Origin of the sequence: Rhizobium sp. R86522, assembly GCF_042466255.1 — a bacterium.
Taxonomy (GTDB): domain Bacteria; phylum Pseudomonadota; class Alphaproteobacteria; order Rhizobiales; family Rhizobiaceae; genus Allorhizobium.
Genome location: NZ_JAXHBX010000001.1, coordinates 173,989 through 193,289, shown reverse-complemented (window position 1 = coordinate 193,289; position 19,301 = coordinate 173,989). Strand labels below are relative to the sequence as shown.

Sequence of the window (19,301 nt, the reverse complement as noted above, 5' to 3'; positions counted from 1 at the left end):
GCGGTACGCCGCGCATCCCTTCATTCCGCCCTCCGCATCATCTGATACCACCATGCACGGGGCGCTCTACCAGAGGTGATCCATGCCAGACCCGTCCATTGCCTCGCCCAAGCAGGAGCGGGACAGCCGCCCCTTGACCCTGCGCGAGCGCTGGCAAGCCTTGTTTCCCGGCCTGTCCGTCACGGTCTTGATCGCTCTCGCATCCGCCTTTCTGTCTGAACATTACGGCGCACCGGCCATGCTGCTGGCGATCCTGATCGGGCTGGCCTTGCACTTCCTTGCAGAAGATCCGAAGACGGCAGCAGGCTTGGACTTCGCGTCGCGCACGGTGCTGCGGCTGGGCATTGCGTTGCTCGGCCTCAGGGTGAGTGTCGCGATGTTCGCCGAACTGGGTGCTGCGGTGATCGTCATGATCGTTGGCGCGGTCTTGCTCACCATCCTCTTCGGCATCCTAGCCTCGCGCCTCTCTGGCCAAGGCACACAGTTCGGCGTGCTGACGGGCGGCGCGGTCGCCATATGCGGCGCCTCGGCAGCCCTTGCGATCTCCGCCACGCTTGGAAACCGCAGCAAGGAAGCCGACCAGCAGATGGTCTTCACGGTCATCGGCGTCACCATGCTGTCGACGCTCGCCATGATCTTCTACCCGATCCTGGCAAGCCTTGCGGGTCTCGACGACCACCAGACCGGTATCTTTCTGGGCTCGACGATCCATGACGTCGCTCAAGTCGCAGGCGCCGGTTTCTCGGTCTCCGTCCCTGCAGGCGAGACAGCGGTTTTCGTGAAGCTCATCCGTGTGACTATGCTGGCCCCAGTCGTGCTGGTCGCCGCACTCGCCTTCCGCCGCACGGTCTCCGGCGACGTCAAGCGCCCGCCCCTCTTGCCTGGCTTCGTGGTCGCATTCCTATTGCTGGCTGCCTTGAACTCGCTCGTCAGCATCCCACCAGTGGTCGGCGACTGGGCGGGCATGATCTCGCGCTGGGCGCTGCTCGTGGCAATCGCCGCCGTCGGTGTGAAGACCTCCCTGCCCGAGGTTTTCAAGATCGGCGGACGGGCAATAGGCCTCCTGGTTGCCGACACCGTCTTTCTGGCGGCGATCGTGCTCGCCGTCCTGGTCTTTGTCGGACTGTGACCGCCTGCTCTTCGCCCATTGGGCAGCGGCGCAGAATCCGTTACAGCATCAGGCAAAATCGGCGGAGTGCGAGGAGGATCCATGGCAAAGACAACCAAGACACCGGCGAACGGCCTGAAGCCGGCGCTGACGCAGGATCCCCATGCCGTACGCGAGCCCCGCGCCAACAATCTCGAAATGGCGATTGGCCATGAGGTGCGCACCTATCGCAAGAAGCTCGGTATAACAGTTGCCGATCTCGCCGCGGCAACGGGCATGTCGGTCGGCATGCTCTCAAAGATCGAGAACGGCAATATATCGCCTTCGCTGACCACCCTTCAGGCGCTGTCCAAGGCGCTGGGAATGCCGATCACCGCCTTCTTCCGTGGCTTCGAGGAGCCGAAATCGGCGAGCTTCGTCAAGACGGGCGAAGGCGTGAACCTGGAGCGCCGGGGAACCCGCGCCGGACATCACTACAGCCTGCTTGGCCATATCGAAAACAATACCTCGGGCGTCGTCGTCGAGCCCTATCTGATCACGCTGAACGCGGAATCGGACGTCTTTCCGACTTTCCAGCACGAAGGCATGGAGTTCCTCTACATGCTGGAGGGCGAAGTAGTTTATCGCCACGGGGATAGCCTCTACCGGATGCAGGCAGGCGATAGCCTCTTCTTCGACGCCGACGCCCCGCACGGCCCGGAAGAGCTCGTAAGCCTGCCGGCGCGCTACCTCTCGATCATCTCCTATCCACAACGCCGATAGTTGCCCAACAGGAAAACTTTATTCCTTTCGATTGATTTTCGTGATCGCCGCTGCTAGCCCTTTCTCCAGAGACTTTGGAGGGCGTGGCGATGTGCGGCATTGTAGGTCTGTTTCTCAAGGACAAGGCGCTGGAGCCCCGGCTCGGCGACCTCCTCTCGGACATGCTGATCATCATGACCGACCGAGGACCGGACTCGGCCGGCATCGCCATCTATGGCGGCGTCGACGGCAAGACCGCCAAGGTCACGATCCAGTCCGCCACGCCGGAAAGTGATTTTACGGGCCTCGCCGAAGATCTGGCCAAGGCGGGGATCGACGCAGCCGTCTCCCTCAAGAGCACTCACGCGGTCATTTCGATCCGTGCAGCCCAGTTGACCGAGATCCGCGCGGCCCTTGCCGAAATCCGCCCTCACGTCCGCATTATGGGCTCCGGCGAAAGCGTCGAGATCTTCAAGGAAGTCGGCCTTCCCAAGGACGTCGTGCAGCGCTTCGGTGTGCGTGCCATGGGTGGCACCCACGGTATCGGCCATACCCGTATGGCCACCGAGAGTGCTGTCACCACGCTCGGCGCCCACCCCTTTTCGACAGGCGCAGACCAATGCCTCGTGCACAACGGCTCGTTGTCGAACCACAACAATCTGCGCCGCGAGTTGATCCGCGAAGGCATGTCCTTCGAGACCGAGAACGATAGCGAAGTGGCAGCGGCCTATCTCACGGCAGAAATGGCAAAGGGCAAGGATTTGGGGCAAGCACTGACCGGTGCGCTTGATGATCTCGATGGCTTCTTCACCTTTGTTGTCGGGACCAAGACCGGTTTCGGCGTCGTGCGCGACCCGATCGCCTGCAAGCCAGCCGTCATGGCCGAGACCGACCAGTATGTCGCCTTCGGCTCGGAATACCGCGCCCTGGTCAACCTGCCGGGCATCGAGACCGCCCGCGTCTGGGAGCCGGAACCGGCGACCGTCTATTTCTGGGACCATGAAAAGGCCGCCTGAACCGCGACACCGAGAAAGCTTGCACAATGCCAATCTTCGACCTCTCCCATACCCCGCTTCGCGAGTTGAACAGCGCACTCCACAATCTCGGCACCGGCGCAAACGACCTCGAATTCGAGGTGGTGAACCCGCGTGGCCATCATGCTGTTGCCGTCGGCATCGATGCGCCTGTCACCGTCGAGGTGAAGGGATCGGTCGGCTATTACTGCGCCGGCATGAATGACGGTGGCACCGTCACCATCCATGGCTCGGCTGGTCCTGGCGTGGCTGAAAACATGATGTCCGGCACGGTGGTGATCGAGGGCGACGCCTCGCAATATGCTGGCGCCACCGGTCGCGGCGGCCTGCTCGTCATCAAGGGCAACGCCGCCTCCCGCTGCGGCATCTCGATGAAGGGCATCGACATCGTGGTGCACGGCTCGATCGGCCACATGTCGGCCTTCATGGGCCAGTCTGGCCACCTCGTCGTCTGCGGCGATGCGGGTGAGGCCCTGGGCGACAGCATCTATGAAGCGAAACTTTTCGTACGCGGCTCGGTGAAAAGCCTCGGCGCCGATTGCATCGAAAAGGAAATGCGCGCCGAACATCTCGAAAAGCTCGCCGAACTGCTGACCAAGGCCGGCGTGACCGACGTGCAGCCCGCAGAGTTCAAGCGCTACGGCTCGGCCCGCAAGCTCTACAACTTCAACATCGACAATGCCGACGCGTACTGAGGCGAGGAACAGCCATGAGCTACCACAACCCGTTTACCCCGCCGCGCAAGTCCGCCACTTTCGATGATCATACGCTCGCCGAAATCCGCCGAGCGGCAGCTACCGGCATCTATGACATCAGAGGCGGCGGCACGAAGCGCAAGGTGCCGCATTTCGATGACCTGCTGTTCCTCGGTGCATCCATCTCCCGCTATCCGCTCGAAGGTTACCGCGAGAAGTGCGATACCTCGGTGGTCCTCGGCACCCGCTTTGCCAAGAAACCGATCGAGCTGAAGATCCCGATCACCATCGCCGGCATGAGCTTCGGCGCCCTCTCCGGCAATGCCAAGGAAGCGCTCGGTCGCGGCGCGACGCTCGCCGGCACTTCAACGACAACAGGCGACGGCGGCATGACCGATGAGGAACGCGGCCATTCCGAAAAGCTGGTCTACCAGTATCTTCCCTCCCGCTACGGCATGAATCCGAAGGATCTGCGCCGCGCCGATGCGATCGAAATCGTGGTCGGTCAGGGGGCGAAGCCCGGCGGCGGCGGCATGCTGCTCGGCCAGAAGATCTCCGACCGCGTTGCCCAGATGCGCAACCTGCCGATGGGCATCGACCAGCGCTCCGCCTGCCGCCACCCAGACTGGACCGGCCCCGACGATCTCGAGATCAAGATCCTCGAACTGCGCGAAATCACCGATTGGGAAAAGCCGATCTATGTGAAGGTCGGCGGCGCCCGCCCCTATTACGACACCGCTCTTGCCGTGAAGGCTGGCGCCGATGTCGTCGTGCTCGACGGCATGCAGGGCGGAACGGCGGCGACGCAGGACGTCTTCATCGAAAATGTCGGCATGCCGACGCTCGCCTGCATCCGCCCGGCCGTTCAGGCACTGCAGGACCTCGGCATGCACCGCAAGGTGCAGTTGATCATCTCCGGCGGCATACGCTCGGGCGCTGATGTGGCGAAGGCCTTGGCGCTCGGTGCAGACGTCGTCTCGATCGGCACGGCAGCGCTGGTCGCCATCGGCGACAATGACCCGAAGTGGGAAGAGGAATACCAGAAGCTGGGCACCACGGCCGGGGCCTATGACGACTGGCACGAAGGCAAGGACCCGGCCGGCATTACCACCCAGGATCCAGAGCTCGCCTCACGCCTCGATCCGGTCGCCGCAGGTCGCCGCCTTGCCAACTACCTGAAGGTCATGACGCTGGAGGCGCAGACCATTGCCCGCGCCTGCGGCAAGAACAAGCTGCACAATCTGGAGCCGGAGGATCTCTGCGCACTGACGATGGAGGCCGCCGCCATGGCCCAGGTGCCCCTCGCCGGCACCAGCTGGTATCCCGGCAAGGGAGGTTTTTAAAAGCCCTGATGGCCGCATCCTGATCCCACGGATGCGGCCATTCTTTTTCAACACATGTGTCTCAATCCATAAAAACAGGGGAACGACGTGACACAGGATCTGGCAGGCTTCGCTGCGGAGCGAGGCATCAAATACTTCATGATCAGCTTCACCGATCTCTTCGGCGCCCAGCGTGCCAAGCTGGTCCCGGGACAGGCGATCGCAGAGATGCAGAAGGACGGCGCCGGTTTCGCGGGATTCGCCGCTTGGCTCGATCTGACGCCGGCCCATCCCGACCTTTTCGCCATTCCGGATGCCTCTTCCGTCATCCAGCTCCCATGGAAGCCTGAGGTCGCCTGGGTTGCCGCCGATTGCATGATGGAAGACGAACCGGTCGCTCAGGCGCCGCGCGTCATGCTCAAGCGCCTGGTCGCGGAAGCGGCAGATCTGGGTCTGCGCGTGAAAACCGGCGTCGAACCGGAATTCTTCCTGATCTCTGCAGACGGCGAGACGATTTCGGATGAATACGACACGGCCGAAAAGCCCTGTTACGACCAGCAGGCGCTGATGCGCCGCTATGATGTGATCGCCGAGATCTGCGACCACATGCTGGAGCTCGGCTGGAAGCCCTACCAGAACGACCACGAAGATGCGAACGGCCAGTTCGAGATGAACTGGGAGTATGACGACGCGCTGAAGACGGCCGACAAGCATTCCTTCTTCAAGTTCATGGTGAAGTCGGTCGCCGAGAAACACGGGCTGCGCGCCACCTTCATGCCGAAGCCCTTCAAGGGTCTCACCGGCAACGGTTGCCATGCGCATATCTCGGTCTGGGACATCGATGGCAAGGTGAATGCCTTCGCCGACAAGGACATGCCTTTCGGCGTGTCGGCCAAGGGCAAGACCTTCCTTGGCGGCATCATGAAACATGCCTCGGCACTCGCCGCGATCACCAACCCGACGGTCAATTCCTACAAGCGCATCAACGCCCCGCGCACGATCTCCGGCGCCACTTGGGCACCGAACACCGTGACCTGGACCGGCAACAACCGCACCCATATGGTGCGCGTGCCCGGTCCCGGGCGCTTCGAGCTGCGCCTGCCAGATGGCGCCGTAAACCCGTACCTGTTGCAGTCGATCATCATCGCGGCAGGCTTGAGCGGGCTCAAGAGCAACGCCGATCCCGGCCCGCATTACGACATCGACATGTACCGCGACGGCCATACGGTGAAGGATGCGCCCCGGCTACCGCTGAACCTCCTCGATGCCCTACGAGCCTTCGAACTGGACGACGTGTTGAAAGCAGCGCTTGGGTCTGAATTCTCAGACGCCTATCTCAAGCTCAAGCATGACGAGTGGAACAGCTATTGCGGGCACTTCACTGCCTGGGAACGCCAGACAACACTGGACGTTTGACGCTCTGATCAGCCGGCGATGTCGATCCGCCGTTCGCTGTCGGCATCGAACAGATGCAGGTCCGCCGGATCGAAGCCGAGCGACATCATCTCGCCCGACTTGAGCGGCTGGCGATCCGTCACGACCACGTTGATCTCGGGTGTCGTGGCAGACGTGATGTAGGTCATTGAGCCCGTGCTCTCGACGACACCGACCGGCAGTCGGATCTGTGCGTCTGCTTCCTGAACCAGCCTGAGATGCTCTGGCCGCAGGCCGACAATCAGCTTTGAGGCTGTCGGCAGAGCCCGATCCAGGCTCACGACTTGCGGATTGCCGAGTTCGAAAACCAGTGACCGCCCATCCGCTCCCACCTTGGCCGGGATGAAGTTCATCGCCGGTGAACCGATGAAGCCGGCAACGAACTTGTTCACCGGCCGATCATAGAGCTCGAGAGGAGGCCCCTGCTGCTCGATCACGCCTTGCCGCATGACGACGACATGATCGGCCATGGTCATCGCCTCTATCTGGTCATGGGTGACATAGACGGAAGTGGCACCCAGCCGGTCATGCAACGAGCGGATTTCCTTGCGCATGTGCACGCGAAGGGCGGCATCGAGATTGGACAACGGCTCATCGAACAGAAACGCTTTGGGATGCCGGATGATCGCCCGGCTCATCGCCACGCGCTGGCGCTGGCCGCCGGAGAGCTCGCGCGGATAACGATGCAACAGGTTGGACAAGCCCGTCGTCGCCGCCACCTCCTCAGCCGCCTTCTTCGCCTCCGCCTTCTTCACACCGCGAATGCGCAGCGAATAGGTGAGATTTTCCTCCACCGTCATATGCGGGTAGAGCGCATAAGACTGGAACACCATGGCAAGATCGCGCTTGCGCGGCGGCACGCCGTTCATTCGCTCGCCGGCGATCACGAGATCACCTGCCGAGATGCTTTCGAGCCCGGCCAGCGACCGCAGCAAGGTAGACTTGCCGCAACCGGACGGTCCGACCAGCGCCACGAAGGAGCCCTTGCGGATCTTGAGATCGATGTCGCGCAGCGCGTGATAGGCGCCGTAGTATTTGTTGACGCCGGATAATTCGATCTGATGGGTCATTTGAGAGCTCCAGACGTGAGCCCGGAGACGATCCGGCGCTGCAAGAGAACAAAAACGGCAAGGATGGGTGTCACATAGATCGTGGCAAAGGCCATGATGTTGTTCCACTCATTGGTATTGGGCCCCATGAAGGAATTAAGGCCGACGCTTGCGGGTTGGTATTCGACCGCCTGGATGATCGACTTCGAATAGACGAACTCGCCGAAGGCCTGCATGAAGATCAGGATGGCGGACACCAGGATGCCGTTGCGCGCGAGCGGCAGAACGATGTGGAAGAAGGCACCGATCCGCGAATTCCCGTCGACCAGCGCCGCCTCCTCGAGCTCCATCGGCACGCTCATGAAAGTGGCGCGCACCAAAACGACGAAGAAGGGCATGCTCTTCGCAGCAATCGCGATGATCACGGCGGTACGCGGGTATTCGAGCATGCCGAGCTGCGAGAAGCCGACGAAGATGGGGGTAATCATCAAGGAGGCCGGCAGCACCTGCAGCATCAGGATCAGGAAGAGCCCGATATCGATCCATCCGTTGCGATAGCGAGCAAGCACGTAAGCGCAACCGGTTCCGAGAACCGTGATCAGAGCGACCGCGCCGAACGCGATGACCAGCGAATTCCACATATAGCGGGCAAGGTTTCGGCTCTCCCAGACATAGGCATAGGTCGACCATTGCGGATCGGACGGCCAAAAGCTGGGCGGCGTGGCGAACATCGCGGAACCGCTCTTCAAGGTGGTGATGTACATCCAGTAGAGCGGGAAGAGATAGATTGCGGCGAGCACGATTGCGATCGCCAGCATCAGTCGGTTGCGCCAGGTCTCGCTCATCCGCGTACCTCCTGCTTGGTCGAGCGGACATAGACCACCGAAGCGAACATCACGACGACGATCATCAGGACAGAGATCGTGGCTCCACGGGCGAAGTCATATTGCCGGAAGGATTGATCCCAGGCCCAGTATTGCGCGACATTGGACGAATTGTTCGGCCCGCCCGATGTGATGGCGGCGAAGAGGTCGAACTGCTGCAGGGTAAAGATCAGCCCGAGCGAGATGATCGCGCCGATGGTCGAGCGCATCATCGGCAGCGTGATCGTCCAGAACCGTTGCCAGACATTGGCACCATCCAGTTCCGCTGCCTCGTAGAGATCTTTCGGGATACCGGAAAGACCGACGGAAAGCAGGATCATGTTGAAGGATGTCCCAAGCCAGATATTGGCGATGATCACGGCCCAGAGCGAGTAGTTCGGATCCGAGCGCCAGAAGATGTTCTGCGAGATGATGCCTGCTTCCCGCAGGACGTAGTTCAAGACGCCGAAATCACCCGACAATATCAAGTTCCAGATCGCCCCGACGACGAGACCCGGCATGACCCAGGAGACGAGAAAGAGACCACGTAGCCAGGACGCTCCTGGAAAATTCGTCCAGAAGAAAAGAGCAAGTCCAAAGCCGATCACGAACTGCCCGGCGATCGAAGCCACGACGAAGATCGCCGTGTTGCTCAGGATCGGCCAGGTCTCGCGTTGAGCGAACAAGGAGACATAGTTCTTGAAGCCGACAAAGGGCCGGAAGAACGTCCCGAGCGAGAACATGTCGACTTCCTGGAAACTCATCAGCACGTTGTAGAGCAACGGCAAGCCGGACAGAACGAAGAGAAAGGCGAGCGGCAGCGCCATCAGGCCGATATCGAAACCGCGGCCATCAGTCAGGCTGGACAGTATCTTGCGCATGCTGGTCTCCGCATCGCGATTGACATCTCCGGTCAGGCCGCCCCCGCCACTTGTCGGAACGAGGACGGCCCTCCGGGAGATAGGTTGAACAGGGATCCGACACGTTGAGAGCAGGTCTTCGGAGCCCTGCGGATAGGGTCAACCGGTGATGGCCGCGATGGTTTCAGCCGCTTGATCGAGCGCTTCCCTAGGCGACGATTGACCCGTGAGCGCCGCCTGGATCGCATCCTGGATCGCCTTAGAGATCTTCGGCCATTCGGGATGCGGCCCGCGCGGCTGGGCATATTGCAACTGCTCCTGGAAGACCTTGAGGGCCGCGTCCTTCCTCTCGTTGCCGGTCGCCGGCAGGATTATGTCGGAACGGGCCGGCAGCTGGCCAAATTTCTCGAACATCTGGTCATCTTGTGCGGCAAAGTATTCCAGGACCTTGAAGGCTTCTTCAGGTTGCTTCGTGTTGGCGAAAATTGCCCAGTTGAAGTCACCCATGGCCGACGAGCGCTCGGCACCGGCTTCCGGCACCGGCAGAAGCGCCACGCGCCAGTCGAACTTGGCTTCATCGCTCATCCGGTTCAGCTCCCATGGCCCGGAGATCGCCATGGCCGCATTGCCAGAGTTAAAGGTGCCGGTGGAATCCCACTGTCCGCGCGTCAGGCTGTCAGGAGAGGCGAGCTTCTCGTCCATCAGGATTTTCCAAGTCTCGAGCGCCTTCACAGCGCCCTCGGCATTGATTGTCTGATAGCCACCACCGCCCATCTGCGCCCAGGGAAGAAACTGGAAGGTCCCTTCTTCGCTGGCCTTGGCCGAGAAAGCGAGGCCGTAGACGTTTTTCGCCGGATCGTTGAGCTTACGCGCGGCATCGAGGAGTTCCGCCCAGGTCTGCGGCGGCTTGTCCGGATCGAGGCCCTTCTCCTTGAACATGTCGGCATTGTAGTAGAGGGCGATCGTGTTGGTGGCCTTCGGCACACCGAAGAGCTTCCCGTCCCAGGTCACCGAATTAAGCGGTCCGGCAAAGTAGTTTTCGGTCTTGATGGCTTCCGATTTCGCGATCCGGTCCGTCAGGTCGAGAAAGGCGCCACGTGAGGCAAACAAGGCATGCTCGGGGTTGTCGATCGCGATGATATCGGGCGCCTGTCCGGTCGAATAGGCGCGCATCGCCTCGCTGACGACGTCGTCGAACTGGATCTGGCGGTATTCGACCGTGATGCCGTTGCCGAGTGCATTGAAGTCCTTGATCAGATTGGGTGCCGGCTGGATGTCGCGGTCGAGTGACCAGACGGTGATCTTCACGTCCTCTGCCTGGGCCGATAGCCCGAACAAGGAGACACTGGCCAGCGCCAAGGCGCCGAAGGCGATATGCTTGCGAATACCCATGGTTTCCTCCTCTTGGGTTTTTGCATGGGCCTTGTCCTCCACAAGACCCATATTTCCGAAAGCTCAGACCGGATCGGTGACGAAATCCCCGCCCCGGCAATTCTTCAGGTAATTCAGGCCATGCACCTGGCCGGTCATTTCCAGCGCGTCGCGATAGACCGGATCGTGCCAGCCCTCGATGTCGATCGAGCCGGACCAGCCCGCGATCCGGAGCTCGGAAATCACATCCGTCCAGTTGGTGTCGCCGAAGCCCGGCGTGCGCATGAAGACGAAGGGATGCTTGCCGAAGACGCCGTGTTCACGGATCACGTCCCAGCGGATCGTCGCGTCCTTGCCATGCACATGGAAAAACTTGTGCGCCCATTTGCGGATCTGCGGGATCGGATCAATCAGATAGACCATCTGATGGCAGGGCTCCCATTCGAGCCCGATGTGATCGTCCGGCGTCTCGTTGAAGATCAGCTCCCAGGCATCCGGATTGTGCGCGATGTTCCAGTCGCCGGTCTGCCAGTTGCCGTCCATGGCGCAGTTTTCGAACGCGATCTTCACGCCCTTGTCGGCAGCACGCTTGGCGAGCTCGCTCCAGATTTCGCGATAGCGCGGCAGGCTCTCCGTCAGTGGGCGGTTACGGATACGACCCGTAAAACCGGCGACGCAGGTCGCGCCGAAATGATGGGCATTGTCGATGCAATCCTTCCAGCCCTGAAGGGTCTGGAGATCCATGTCGGTCTCTTCCAACGGATTGCCGAACATGCCGAGCGTCGAGATGGTGATGTCGCGATCGCCGATCGCCTCGACGCAACGCTTGCCGAGATCGGCAAGATCCTGGCCGTTGGTGGTCTGCCAGAAGAAGGGTTCGAAGCTCTCGAAGCCCATATCGGCGATCTGTCCGATCCGCTCGGCCGCCTTGCCGCCGCTGGCGCTGACCATGGTTCCGATGCGGATGGAATGTGCAGAATTGCTCACGGGCTCAGTATCCTTCGACTGAAATGCTGACGGGAAGTCCGGTCCTGGCGCTTTCGATCGCGCCGAACACCATGGACAGGCTCTTGATATTGTCGTCGCTCGCAGTCTCGGGCTTCCGCCCGGATTTTATGGCGTCGATGAATTCCGCGAGTACGCTCCGATGCCCGTGCGTCTCGTCCTCGTCAGGCGCCAACGGCACGGGCAAGATTTGCTGACCGCGCAGCAGGCCGGGCTCACTGCCGGCGACCGTCGCCTCGAAGCCTTCTTCGCCGTCCCAGGTGATCATGCCCTTGGAGCCAACCAGCCTCCAGGCGCTCTCCCAGCTGGTGCGGCGCCCTTCGGCGCACCAGGAGCCGCGATAGGTGAAGACTGCATCGCCAGAGAGCTTGAAAATCGCGTTCGCCGACGCGCCATGGGCATACCAGGAGCCGGACGGATTGCTCTCGACGCAATAGACCGAAAGCGGCTGCTTGCCGGATACGAAGCGGGCGGCATCGAAGGTGTGGATCGCCATGTCGAGCAGCAGGACATTGTCCATGGCTTCGCGGAAGCCGCCAAAATGCGGACCGAGGAAGAAGTCGCAATGAATTCCGGAGAGCTCCCCGATCAAGCCATCCTCGACGGCGCGACGCAGGCGGCGGACACCGGAGATGAAACGACGATTCTGGACCACGGCCTGCACCCGGCCAGTCTCGGCAGCGAGGGAAAGCATCGCCTTGGCCTCATCCATGGACGTGGCGAGCGGCTTCTCCGACAGCACATGGCAGCCAAGCTTGAGCGCGGTCGAAACGACGGCGAAGCGCGCCGACGGCACCACCACGTCGAACACCATGTTCGCTCGCGTCGCCTCGATCACCGATGCGAGATCCGTTCCCATGGTCACGTTTTCCAGGGCGAATTCAGCCGCGAGCGCCTTCGCCATCGTCGGGTCGAGGTCGACGAGACCGACAATTTCGACCTCTCGGCCCAAATCGGAAGCAGACTGAAGCGCTCGAAGCCAGCCTTTAGCCATAGCTCCGCACCCGCACAAAACGGCTCTTGATGTCACTGATATCCTCCCAAGGGATGAGTGAAACTCCTCTTCCGCACATCCCGTAAACGTTTACGACACTATGAACGAGACCCCGCATGTGTCAATAGTTTTTCGTAAACGATTACGGACCACCGCTTGGGGAGGGGAAATGACAGGCATTCGCGAGCTGGCCGAACATCTGGATATTTCCATCGGTACGGTTTCGCGCGCGCTGAATGGCAAGCCCGACGTCAACGAGGAGACACGCCGACGCGTTCTGGAAGCCGCAGAGAAGCTGGGTTACGTGGCCAACCAGGCCGGCCGCTCGCTACGCAAGGGCGCAACCGGCATCATCGGCTTCATGATGCAGACCGGCCATGACATTACCGGCCAGGGAGATACCTTCTTCATGCGCGTCTTCGACGGCATGCAGACGGTGCTCGCCCGCCACAAGCTCGACCTCGTCGCCCTGCTCTGCTCGTCGGAAGAAGATCCGGACGCTTACCTGAAGCGAATCGTCGCCCGGGGGTTCGCCGATGGCATCATCCTGTCGGCCACGCGCCACCAGGATCCCCGCTTCGAGCTCCTGCACAAGACGAAGATACCCTTCATCACCCTCGGCCGAAGCCAGACGGATGTCGGCCAGCCCTGGTACGATCTGGATTTCGAAGGCATGGCGGAAGACGCAATCGAACGCCTTGTGGCGCGCGGCCACAAGCGGATTGCGATCAGCCGGCCGCATGGCGACATCAATCTCGGCCATGTGTTCGAGAACCACTGCCGCGTCGTGCTCGCCCGCCACGGACTGGAGCTCGACCCAGCGCATGTCTATCGCTCCGGCCCGAATGAACCGGGCGGCTATCACGTCGCCCAGCAGGTGATGAAATCACGCGACCGTCCCACAGCGATCATTCTCCTCAACGAGGCGACCGTGGTCGGCTTTTATCGCGGCCTGCAGGAAGTGGGATTGAAGCCGGGCAAGGATATCGCGGTCATCGGCCAATACAGCCCCCAGGCGCAGTTCCTGCACCCGGTTCTCACCTGCTTTCGCCCGGATTTGAGGGGGCTCGGGATCGCCTTGGCAGAAAGCCTGCTGGCGACCATGCCGGATTTCACGCACCACTATCCGGATGCTGTTCGCAGGCGCCTTTGGCCGATGATCCTGATCGAGGGTGAGAGCGACTGATCCAACTGCCGGCTCAGGCCCGCAATGCCTCTTGCCGATAGCCGGTGTCGATCGTCACGCTTCCCCCAACCGCACGCGAGACACAGGCACACATCTTCTCTCCCTCGTGTCGCTCGTCCGGGGAGAAGAACACGTCGCGATGATCGATCGGCGTGGATGCGTCGACGATGCTTACCGCGCACAATCCGCATTCACCGCGGCGACAGTCATAGACCATGTCGATCCCCGCCTCCATCAGCGCATCCAGCATGGTCTGGTCGGCGCGCACCTCGACGGTGCGGCCGTATTGCGGAACCGTGACCGAGAACGGTTGCTCGGCAAAGCGCCCGCTGTCGCCGAAGACCTCGAAGCGCAAGCGGCTCATGGATCGGCCACTCTCGCGCCAGGTATTGCGTGCGGCTTCCAGCAGACCGTGCGGACCACAGATATAGGCCTCGCCATCGACAGGAAGCGCGGCAAATTCAGCTGCGAGATCGAAGGCCTGGCCCTCGTCCTGCACGAAGGCCTCGAGACCATCTCCCAGCAAAGCCTGCAACTCATCAACAAAAGCCATCTGCGCCCGGCTTTTCGCCCCATAGATCAGCCGCACGGAATGACCGCGCGCGACCAGCGCCTTTGCCATGCCATAGATCGGCGTGATCCCGATACCGCCGGCGATCAGCAGATAACGCGACGCCCGCCAGGAGAGCTCGAAACGGTTCTCCGGCTCGGTCATCTCGGTCTCGTCGCCGACAGCCATGTTCCAGACGAAGGCTGAGCCACCCCGACTGTTGGGATGCAGCTTGACCGCGATCTTCAGCGTGTCCGGCGCGCTCGGCAGCACTGTATAGGTTCGAATTGCCGGCTCACCCCGGATGACGACTTTGATATTGGTATGCGACCCCGGATCGAAGGCCTGCCGCAGCCCATCCACCGCGAAGGTGACGGCCCGGACATCCTCCGCCGGGGCTTCGATCGATATGACGCGCGCCGCGCGCCATTCCAGCTTGGAACGCATGAAATCCTCCCAGATAAATTGATCCCAGATCCGATCAGCCCGCCATCAGGGCAAGCGCCAGAACCTTGCGGCGCAGATCGGGTTGCTCCTCCAGCACGAAATCGAGGTTCTGCCGGGCAAGCCGCGCATGCTCCCGCGCCAGCGCCTCGGCCCGCGCCCCCTCCCGCAATTCGATCGCCGAAACGATTGCCTTGTGCTGCGCCTGCGCGACGACCAGCGTCCTGTAGAAGGCCGGCGCATCGGACTCCGTGTTGACGAAGGCATTCGGGCTCGCAAAGGGCAGGCTCGTCATCCTCTCGATCTCCCGGCGCAGAACCTCGCTGCCGGCCAAGTCCCAGAGCAGGCGATGAAACCTGCCGTTCAGAGCCTCGTAGCGCTCGAAATCCATGGCAGACGGCTCGGCCAACAAGACATCGTCGAGTTGGGCGACGACCTCGCGAATGGCTTTCATCCGGGCCGGCGTCGCACCGCGTTCGGCAGCAAGCCGCGCGGCAGTGCCTTCCAGCACGCCCCGCAACTCGATGGCATCGATCACCTCCTGCCGGCTGAACGAACGCACGGCGTAACCACCTGACGGGATGAGCGCGACCAGGCCCTCCTGTTCGAGCCGCTGCAAGGCGGCACGAAGCGGCGTGCGCGACACCGAAAGACGCTCTGCGAGCGCGACTTCCGACAGCCGCTCGCCCGGTTCGATTTCACCCGTCAGGATGAGGTCGCGCAGCCCAAGCAGCGCCTTTGCCGTCTGCTGTTTCGGAGCGCGTTCGTTATCAGCCGTCATGCCATCACTCCGCAGCGACCGCATGAGGCCCGGCCTGTGGCTTCAGTTCGGCGTCGATCATCCGGTCGATCAGCTTGCGCGCCCACATCGATCCGGCATCGATGTTGAGGTTGTAGAATTGGTGATCGGGATTGGCATCGATCGCCCGCTGCTGGGCTTCGAGCACCTCTTCGTCCTCACGGAAAACACCGGCCACGCCCTCACGAAGCTCATGCGTTCGTGCCTGGTTGCCGAGGTCGTAATTGCGGGCAAAGGCCCAGAAGTAGAGACAGGTCTTGTCCGTCGACGGCGTGATCGTGTTCAGCACATAGCCATTGACGCCCTTTGAGCGGTCACCCTGCTTGGCACCCGTGCCGGCCTCTGCAACGCCCACGTCGATGGTGACAGTGCAAGGCGCCTCGAAGCGGATGATCTGCCAGCGGTCGACCTTGCCCGGGCGACCAAACTGCTTGCGCCAGAAGGGCGGCGGGTCGATGTCTTCCATCCAGCGCGTGATGTAAGCGAAGCGATCGGAGTGGCTTGCCTCGAACGGCGCCTCGGCGACGGCGCGATTGCCGATCGACGAGCCGTGCACGAAGGTCTCGTGGGTGAGATCCATCAGATTGTCGACAACCAGACGATAATCGCACTTCACCTCGATCATCTTGCCATCGGCGGCCCAGTCGGGATCCTGGTTCCAGTGCATGTCGGGGATGAGTGCGGGATCGGCGAGCGCTGGATCGCCCGGCCAGATCCAGATGAAGCGATGCTTCTCGGCGATCGGATAGGACTTGACGCAGGCCGACGGATTGATCGTGTCCTGCGACGGCATGTATACACAGCGCCCCGTCTCGTCGAATTCGAGACCATGATAGCCACAGATGACGTTGTCACCCTCGAGCCGCCCGAGCGACAGCGGCACGAGCCTGTGCCAACAGGCATCAGCGAGCGCGACAGGGGTGCCATTTTCCTTGCGATACAGGACAACCGGCTTGTTGCAGATCGTCCGCGGCAAGAGCTGGCGCTTCAACTCGACATCATAGGCCGCCGCGTACCAGGCATTCAGCGGAAAGGTGGGTTTGGACATGACAGCTCCTCCTCTATCGAACGCTAGAGAGCCACAATGTATACATCATGTCAACAACAGCTGCGGTGAGACGCTCCATCGGCGCAGGAAACCCGCCCCTTTAGCGCCAGATGTATACACACGCCATCAACCGGAAACTGGGGCTCCAAGACAACCGCATCACGCTCAGGAGCCACCGGAGCGCTCTCCCTAGACTTGTTTTAATCAAGAATTCTGATACGCATTGAGAAATGCAGGGGGACCCGATTTGAGCAGCCGTTTTTTGATGATCACGCCGGAAGACGGCAAGGATGTCCTCAAGAGCCTCGCCGCGCCGGCACGATTGGCGATCCTGGAACTGCTTCACGCCAGAGGCCCACTCAACGTCAACGAGATTGCCGAGGTGCTGGAACTCCCGCAATCGACCACATCCACACATCTCAACCAGATGGAAGAAGCGGGCCTGGTTCGCACCGAGGTTCAGAAGGCACGCAAGGGCAGTCAGAAGATCTGTCATGCCGTTCATGACGAGATCGTCCTCACGTTTACGCGCCCCAATGAGGCGACGGACGAGGCAATCGAAGTCTCCATGCCGGTCGGCCTCTATAGCGGCTACGACGTCTACGCTCCCTGCGGCATGTGCGGCCCAGATGCGATCATCGGTTATCTCGACAGCCCCGACACCTTCCTGTCTCCGGACCGCATGAAGGCGGGCCTTCTCTGGTTCACGCGCGGCTATGTCGACTATCAGTTTCCCAACAATGCAAGGATCAAGGGCGTACCGATCCGGGAACTCGAGCTGCTCATGGAGCTCTCCTCGGAAGTGCCCGGCACCTCCGAAAACTGGCCGTCCGACATCACCATTTCTATCAATGGCAAGGCGGTCGCGACCTGGACCTCACCCGGTGACTTCGGTGATCGGCGCGGCAAGTTCACGCCTGATTGGTGGAAGCTGCGCGGCAGCCAATATGGCGTTCTCAAAAGTTTCCGGGTGACGGACAACGGCACCTTCATCGATGGCATGCGGGTCTCCGAGACGACACTCGGCGACCTCGAGCTGCTCGATCACCGATCGATCCGCGTCCGGATCGAAGTGCCGGAAACGGCCGAACATCCCGGCGGAATCAACATCTTCGGCCGAGGCTTCGGCAATTACGACCAGGACATAGTCCTGCGCATCAAGACCTGAAGCGCCCCCTCCTATTCCCCCTGCACGTTGCCGGATTGACCTCCGGTCGATCCCGTGTATCATATCCTCAATTATGATACATATCCGAATAACGGATATATTTGGAGGAAATGCACATGCGGGCTGTCGGCACCGTTCACCGCGATTACAAGATCAGCACGATCGATCCACGTCTGTATGGATCCTTCGTCGAACACCTCGGTCGCGCGGTCTACACCGGCATCTATGAGCCCGATCACCCGACCGCTAACGAAAACGGCATGCGCCAGGACGTGATCGACCTGGTACGCGAACTCGATGTCCCCGTAGTCCGCTATCCCGGCGGCAACTTCGTCTCGGCCTATAACTGGGAAGATGGCATCGGGCCGAAGGAAGAGCGCCCGGTTCGCCTCGATCTCGCCTGGCACACCTCGGAATCCAACCAGGTCGGCATCCACGAATTCGCCGACTGGGCCAAGGCCGCCAACGCCGAGATGATGCTCGCCGTCAATCTCGGATCTCGCGGCCTGGATGAAGCCCGCGCCTTCCTCGAATATGTGAACCACCCCGTCGGCAGCTACTGGTCGGATCTGCGCCGCAAGAACGGTCGCGAAGAGCCTTGGAACGTCAAGCTCTGGTGCCTCGGCAACGAGATGGACGGCCCCTGGCAGATCGGCCAGAAGACGGCCGAAGAATATGGCCGCGTCGCCTTCGAGACCGCCAAGGCCATGCGCGCTTTCGACAAGTCGATCGAGCTCGTCGTCTGCGGTTCCTCTTCTCCCAAGATGCCGACCTATCCGGCCTGGGAAGCGACCGTCCTCGACTACACCTATGACAGCGTCGATTACATCAGCCTCCACATGTACTTCGAGAACCACGCCGACGACACGGCCGCCTATCTGGCGCAGAACGCCCGCCTCGACGACTACATCGAGACCATCGCTTCCGTGATCAAGGTGACCAAGGCGAAGAAGCGCTCGAAGAAGGACGTCTATATCAGCTTCGACGAGTGGAACGTCTGGTATCATTCCAACGAAGCCGACCGGAAGGTTCTCGAAGGCCGCGATGGCTGGCCGCATGCGCCTGAGCTTCTCGAAGACATCTACAATTTCGAGGACGTGCTGCAGGTCGGCTGCATCCTCAACACCTTCATTCGCCGCGCAGACGTGGTGAAGGTCGGCTGCCTGGCGCAGCTCGTCAACGTCATCGCCCCGATCATGACCGTACGCGGCGGCCCGGCCTGGCGCCAGACGACCTACTACCCTTACCTCTTCGCCTCGCGTTATGGACGCGGCACCTCCTACCAGCTGTCGATCGACTGCCCTGGTTATTCGACCGAATTTGCAGACGCCGTTCCCTATCTCGACGTCTCTGCTGTCGAGAGTGACACCGACGGCGCGCTGACCCTTTTCATCGTCAACCGCCACGAGACCGATGCCATCACTCTTGATGTCGCGCTCGAAGGCTTCGGCGCTCGCCAGGTGATCATGGACAAGGTGATCGCGGGCCATGCGCTGAAAGCCGTCAATGGCCCAGAGCAGCAGACCGTCGCGCCGGTAGATGGCGATGGAGCCACCATCGAAAGCGGACGCCTCACGGGAGAGATCGCGCCGCTCAGCTACCGGATGATCCGGCTGGGCCAGTAACCAAT

18 protein-coding genes are annotated in these 19,301 nt (G+C 61.4%); 9 read left to right on the top strand and 9 right to left on the bottom strand.

Annotated elements, in window-relative coordinates:
- Positions 1–82: 82 nt before the first annotated feature.
- The 6 genes from SJY08_RS00885 (at position 83) to glnT (ending at position 6,316) form a co-directional block, all read left to right on the top strand.
- Entirely contained in the window at positions 83–1,129 is a 1,047-nt protein-coding gene (locus SJY08_RS00885; RefSeq protein ID WP_377274235.1) for a YeiH family protein, read from the top strand.
- Positions 1,130–1,210: 81 nt separating this feature from the next.
- Positions 1,211–1,870 (top strand): XRE family transcriptional regulator, encoded by a 660-nt coding sequence (locus tag SJY08_RS00880; protein WP_054147784.1) that lies wholly within the window; start codon positions 1,211–1,213, stop codon positions 1,868–1,870.
- A gap of 89 nt (positions 1,871–1,959) precedes the next feature.
- On the top strand, positions 1,960–2,865 hold the full coding sequence (locus SJY08_RS00875) for a glutamine amidotransferase family protein (protein ID WP_377274232.1): 906 nt from the start codon (positions 1,960–1,962) through the stop codon (positions 2,863–2,865).
- A 26-nt stretch (positions 2,866–2,891) separates the two neighbouring features.
- Positions 2,892–3,578 carry a GXGXG domain-containing protein gene (locus SJY08_RS00870; protein WP_054147782.1) on the top strand — a complete coding sequence of 229 codons (687 nt, stop codon included), beginning with the start codon at positions 2,892–2,894 and terminating at the stop codon, positions 3,576–3,578.
- Between the two features lie 14 nt (positions 3,579–3,592).
- Positions 3,593–4,921, top strand: a complete 1,329-nt coding sequence (locus SJY08_RS00865) for an FMN-binding glutamate synthase family protein (RefSeq protein WP_069043211.1) — start codon at positions 3,593–3,595, stop codon at positions 4,919–4,921.
- Positions 4,922–5,008: 87 nt separating this feature from the next.
- Positions 5,009–6,316: a type III glutamate--ammonia ligase gene (gene glnT, locus SJY08_RS00860; RefSeq protein ID WP_377274229.1), complete on the top strand. Its 1,308-nt coding sequence runs from the start codon at positions 5,009–5,011 to the stop codon at positions 6,314–6,316.
- A gap of 8 nt (positions 6,317–6,324) precedes the next feature.
- On the opposite strand, the gene SJY08_RS00855 is transcribed toward glnT, so the two are convergent.
- From SJY08_RS00855 to SJY08_RS00830, 6 genes are all read right to left on the bottom strand, one after another.
- Positions 6,325–7,404, bottom strand: coding sequence for an ABC transporter ATP-binding protein (locus SJY08_RS00855; protein ID WP_377274227.1), 1,080 nt, complete (start codon positions 7,402–7,404; stop codon positions 6,325–6,327).
- Positions 7,401–8,228 (bottom strand): carbohydrate ABC transporter permease, encoded by an 828-nt coding sequence (locus SJY08_RS00850; RefSeq protein WP_054147778.1) that lies wholly within the window; start codon positions 8,226–8,228, stop codon positions 7,401–7,403. Before SJY08_RS00850 ends, SJY08_RS00855 begins: the two co-directional genes overlap by 4 nt.
- Positions 8,225–9,127, bottom strand: a complete 903-nt coding sequence (locus SJY08_RS00845; RefSeq protein ID WP_054147777.1) for a carbohydrate ABC transporter permease — start codon at positions 9,125–9,127, stop codon at positions 8,225–8,227. Before SJY08_RS00845 ends, SJY08_RS00850 begins: the two co-directional genes overlap by 4 nt.
- A 138-nt stretch (positions 9,128–9,265) precedes the next feature.
- A complete protein-coding gene (locus tag SJY08_RS00840; RefSeq protein WP_377274224.1) occupies positions 9,266–10,498 on the bottom strand; it encodes an ABC transporter substrate-binding protein in 1,233 nt (410 codons plus the stop codon).
- Positions 10,499–10,561: 63 nt separating this feature from the next.
- Positions 10,562–11,464: a sugar phosphate isomerase/epimerase gene (locus tag SJY08_RS00835; protein WP_300887738.1), complete on the bottom strand. Its 903-nt coding sequence runs from the start codon at positions 11,462–11,464 to the stop codon at positions 10,562–10,564.
- Positions 11,465–11,468: 4 nt separating this feature from the next.
- Positions 11,469–12,512, bottom strand: coding sequence for a Gfo/Idh/MocA family protein (locus SJY08_RS00830; protein ID WP_377274222.1), 1,044 nt, complete (start codon positions 12,510–12,512; stop codon positions 11,469–11,471).
- Positions 12,513–12,645: 133 nt separating this feature from the next.
- On the opposite strand from SJY08_RS00830, the gene SJY08_RS00825 reads away from it, so the two are divergent.
- Complete coding sequence (locus SJY08_RS00825) at positions 12,646–13,662, top strand: LacI family DNA-binding transcriptional regulator (protein WP_069043206.1); 1,017 nt, start codon at positions 12,646–12,648, stop codon at positions 13,660–13,662.
- 13 nt (positions 13,663–13,675) lie between these two features.
- Here the strand turns inward: SJY08_RS00825 and SJY08_RS00820 are convergent, their stop codons facing one another.
- The 3 genes from SJY08_RS00820 to SJY08_RS00810 are packed head-to-tail and all read right to left on the bottom strand — an operon-like array spanning position 13,676 to position 16,503.
- Positions 13,676–14,659: a PDR/VanB family oxidoreductase gene (locus SJY08_RS00820; protein ID WP_377274219.1), complete on the bottom strand. Its 984-nt coding sequence runs from the start codon at positions 14,657–14,659 to the stop codon at positions 13,676–13,678.
- A gap of 34 nt (positions 14,660–14,693) precedes the next feature.
- Positions 14,694–15,437 (bottom strand): GntR family transcriptional regulator, encoded by a 744-nt coding sequence (locus tag SJY08_RS00815; protein ID WP_054147772.1) that lies wholly within the window; start codon positions 15,435–15,437, stop codon positions 14,694–14,696.
- A 4-nt stretch (positions 15,438–15,441) separates the two neighbouring features.
- Positions 15,442–16,503, bottom strand: coding sequence for an aromatic ring-hydroxylating dioxygenase subunit alpha (locus SJY08_RS00810; protein ID WP_069043203.1), 1,062 nt, complete (start codon positions 16,501–16,503; stop codon positions 15,442–15,444).
- A gap of 247 nt (positions 16,504–16,750) precedes the next feature.
- Between SJY08_RS00810 and SJY08_RS00805 the strand changes: the two genes are divergently transcribed.
- Both SJY08_RS00805 and SJY08_RS00800 read left to right on the top strand, forming a co-directional pair.
- Positions 16,751–17,671 (top strand): transcriptional regulator, encoded by a 921-nt coding sequence (locus SJY08_RS00805; RefSeq protein ID WP_054147770.1) that lies wholly within the window; start codon positions 16,751–16,753, stop codon positions 17,669–17,671.
- A 116-nt stretch (positions 17,672–17,787) separates the two neighbouring features.
- Positions 17,788–19,296: an alpha-N-arabinofuranosidase gene (locus tag SJY08_RS00800; protein ID WP_377274216.1), complete on the top strand. Its 1,509-nt coding sequence runs from the start codon at positions 17,788–17,790 to the stop codon at positions 19,294–19,296.
- Positions 19,297–19,301: the final 5 nt, after the last annotated feature.

Bases quoted from the DNA above. Each gene is read 5' to 3' on its own strand.
- SJY08_RS00885 (WP_377274235.1), top strand. From the start codon at position 83: ATGCCAGACCCGTCCATTGCCTCGCCCAAGCAGGAGCGGGACAGCCGC.
- SJY08_RS00880 (WP_054147784.1), top strand. From the start codon at position 1,211: ATGGCAAAGACAACCAAGACACCGGCGAACGGCCTGAAGCCGGCGCTG.
- SJY08_RS00875 (WP_377274232.1), top strand. From the start codon at position 1,960: ATGTGCGGCATTGTAGGTCTGTTTCTCAAGGACAAGGCGCTGGAGCCC.
- SJY08_RS00870 (WP_054147782.1), top strand. From the start codon at position 2,892: ATGCCAATCTTCGACCTCTCCCATACCCCGCTTCGCGAGTTGAACAGC.
- SJY08_RS00865 (WP_069043211.1), top strand. From the start codon at position 3,593: ATGAGCTACCACAACCCGTTTACCCCGCCGCGCAAGTCCGCCACTTTC.
- SJY08_RS00855 (WP_377274227.1), bottom strand. From the start codon at position 7,404: ATGACCCATCAGATCGAATTATCCGGCGTCAACAAATACTACGGCGCC.
- SJY08_RS00850 (WP_054147778.1), bottom strand. From the start codon at position 8,228: ATGAGCGAGACCTGGCGCAACCGACTGATGCTGGCGATCGCAATCGTG.
- SJY08_RS00845 (WP_054147777.1), bottom strand. From the start codon at position 9,127: ATGCGCAAGATACTGTCCAGCCTGACTGATGGCCGCGGTTTCGATATC.
- SJY08_RS00840 (WP_377274224.1), bottom strand. From the start codon at position 10,498: ATGGGTATTCGCAAGCATATCGCCTTCGGCGCCTTGGCGCTGGCCAGT.
- SJY08_RS00825 (WP_069043206.1), top strand. From the start codon at position 12,646: ATGACAGGCATTCGCGAGCTGGCCGAACATCTGGATATTTCCATCGGT.
- SJY08_RS00820 (WP_377274219.1), bottom strand. From the start codon at position 14,659: ATGCGTTCCAAGCTGGAATGGCGCGCGGCGCGCGTCATATCGATCGAA.
- SJY08_RS00815 (WP_054147772.1), bottom strand. From the start codon at position 15,437: ATGACGGCTGATAACGAACGCGCTCCGAAACAGCAGACGGCAAAGGCG.
- SJY08_RS00810 (WP_069043203.1), bottom strand. From the start codon at position 16,503: ATGTCCAAACCCACCTTTCCGCTGAATGCCTGGTACGCGGCGGCCTAT.
- SJY08_RS00800 (WP_377274216.1), top strand. From the start codon at position 17,788: ATGCGGGCTGTCGGCACCGTTCACCGCGATTACAAGATCAGCACGATC.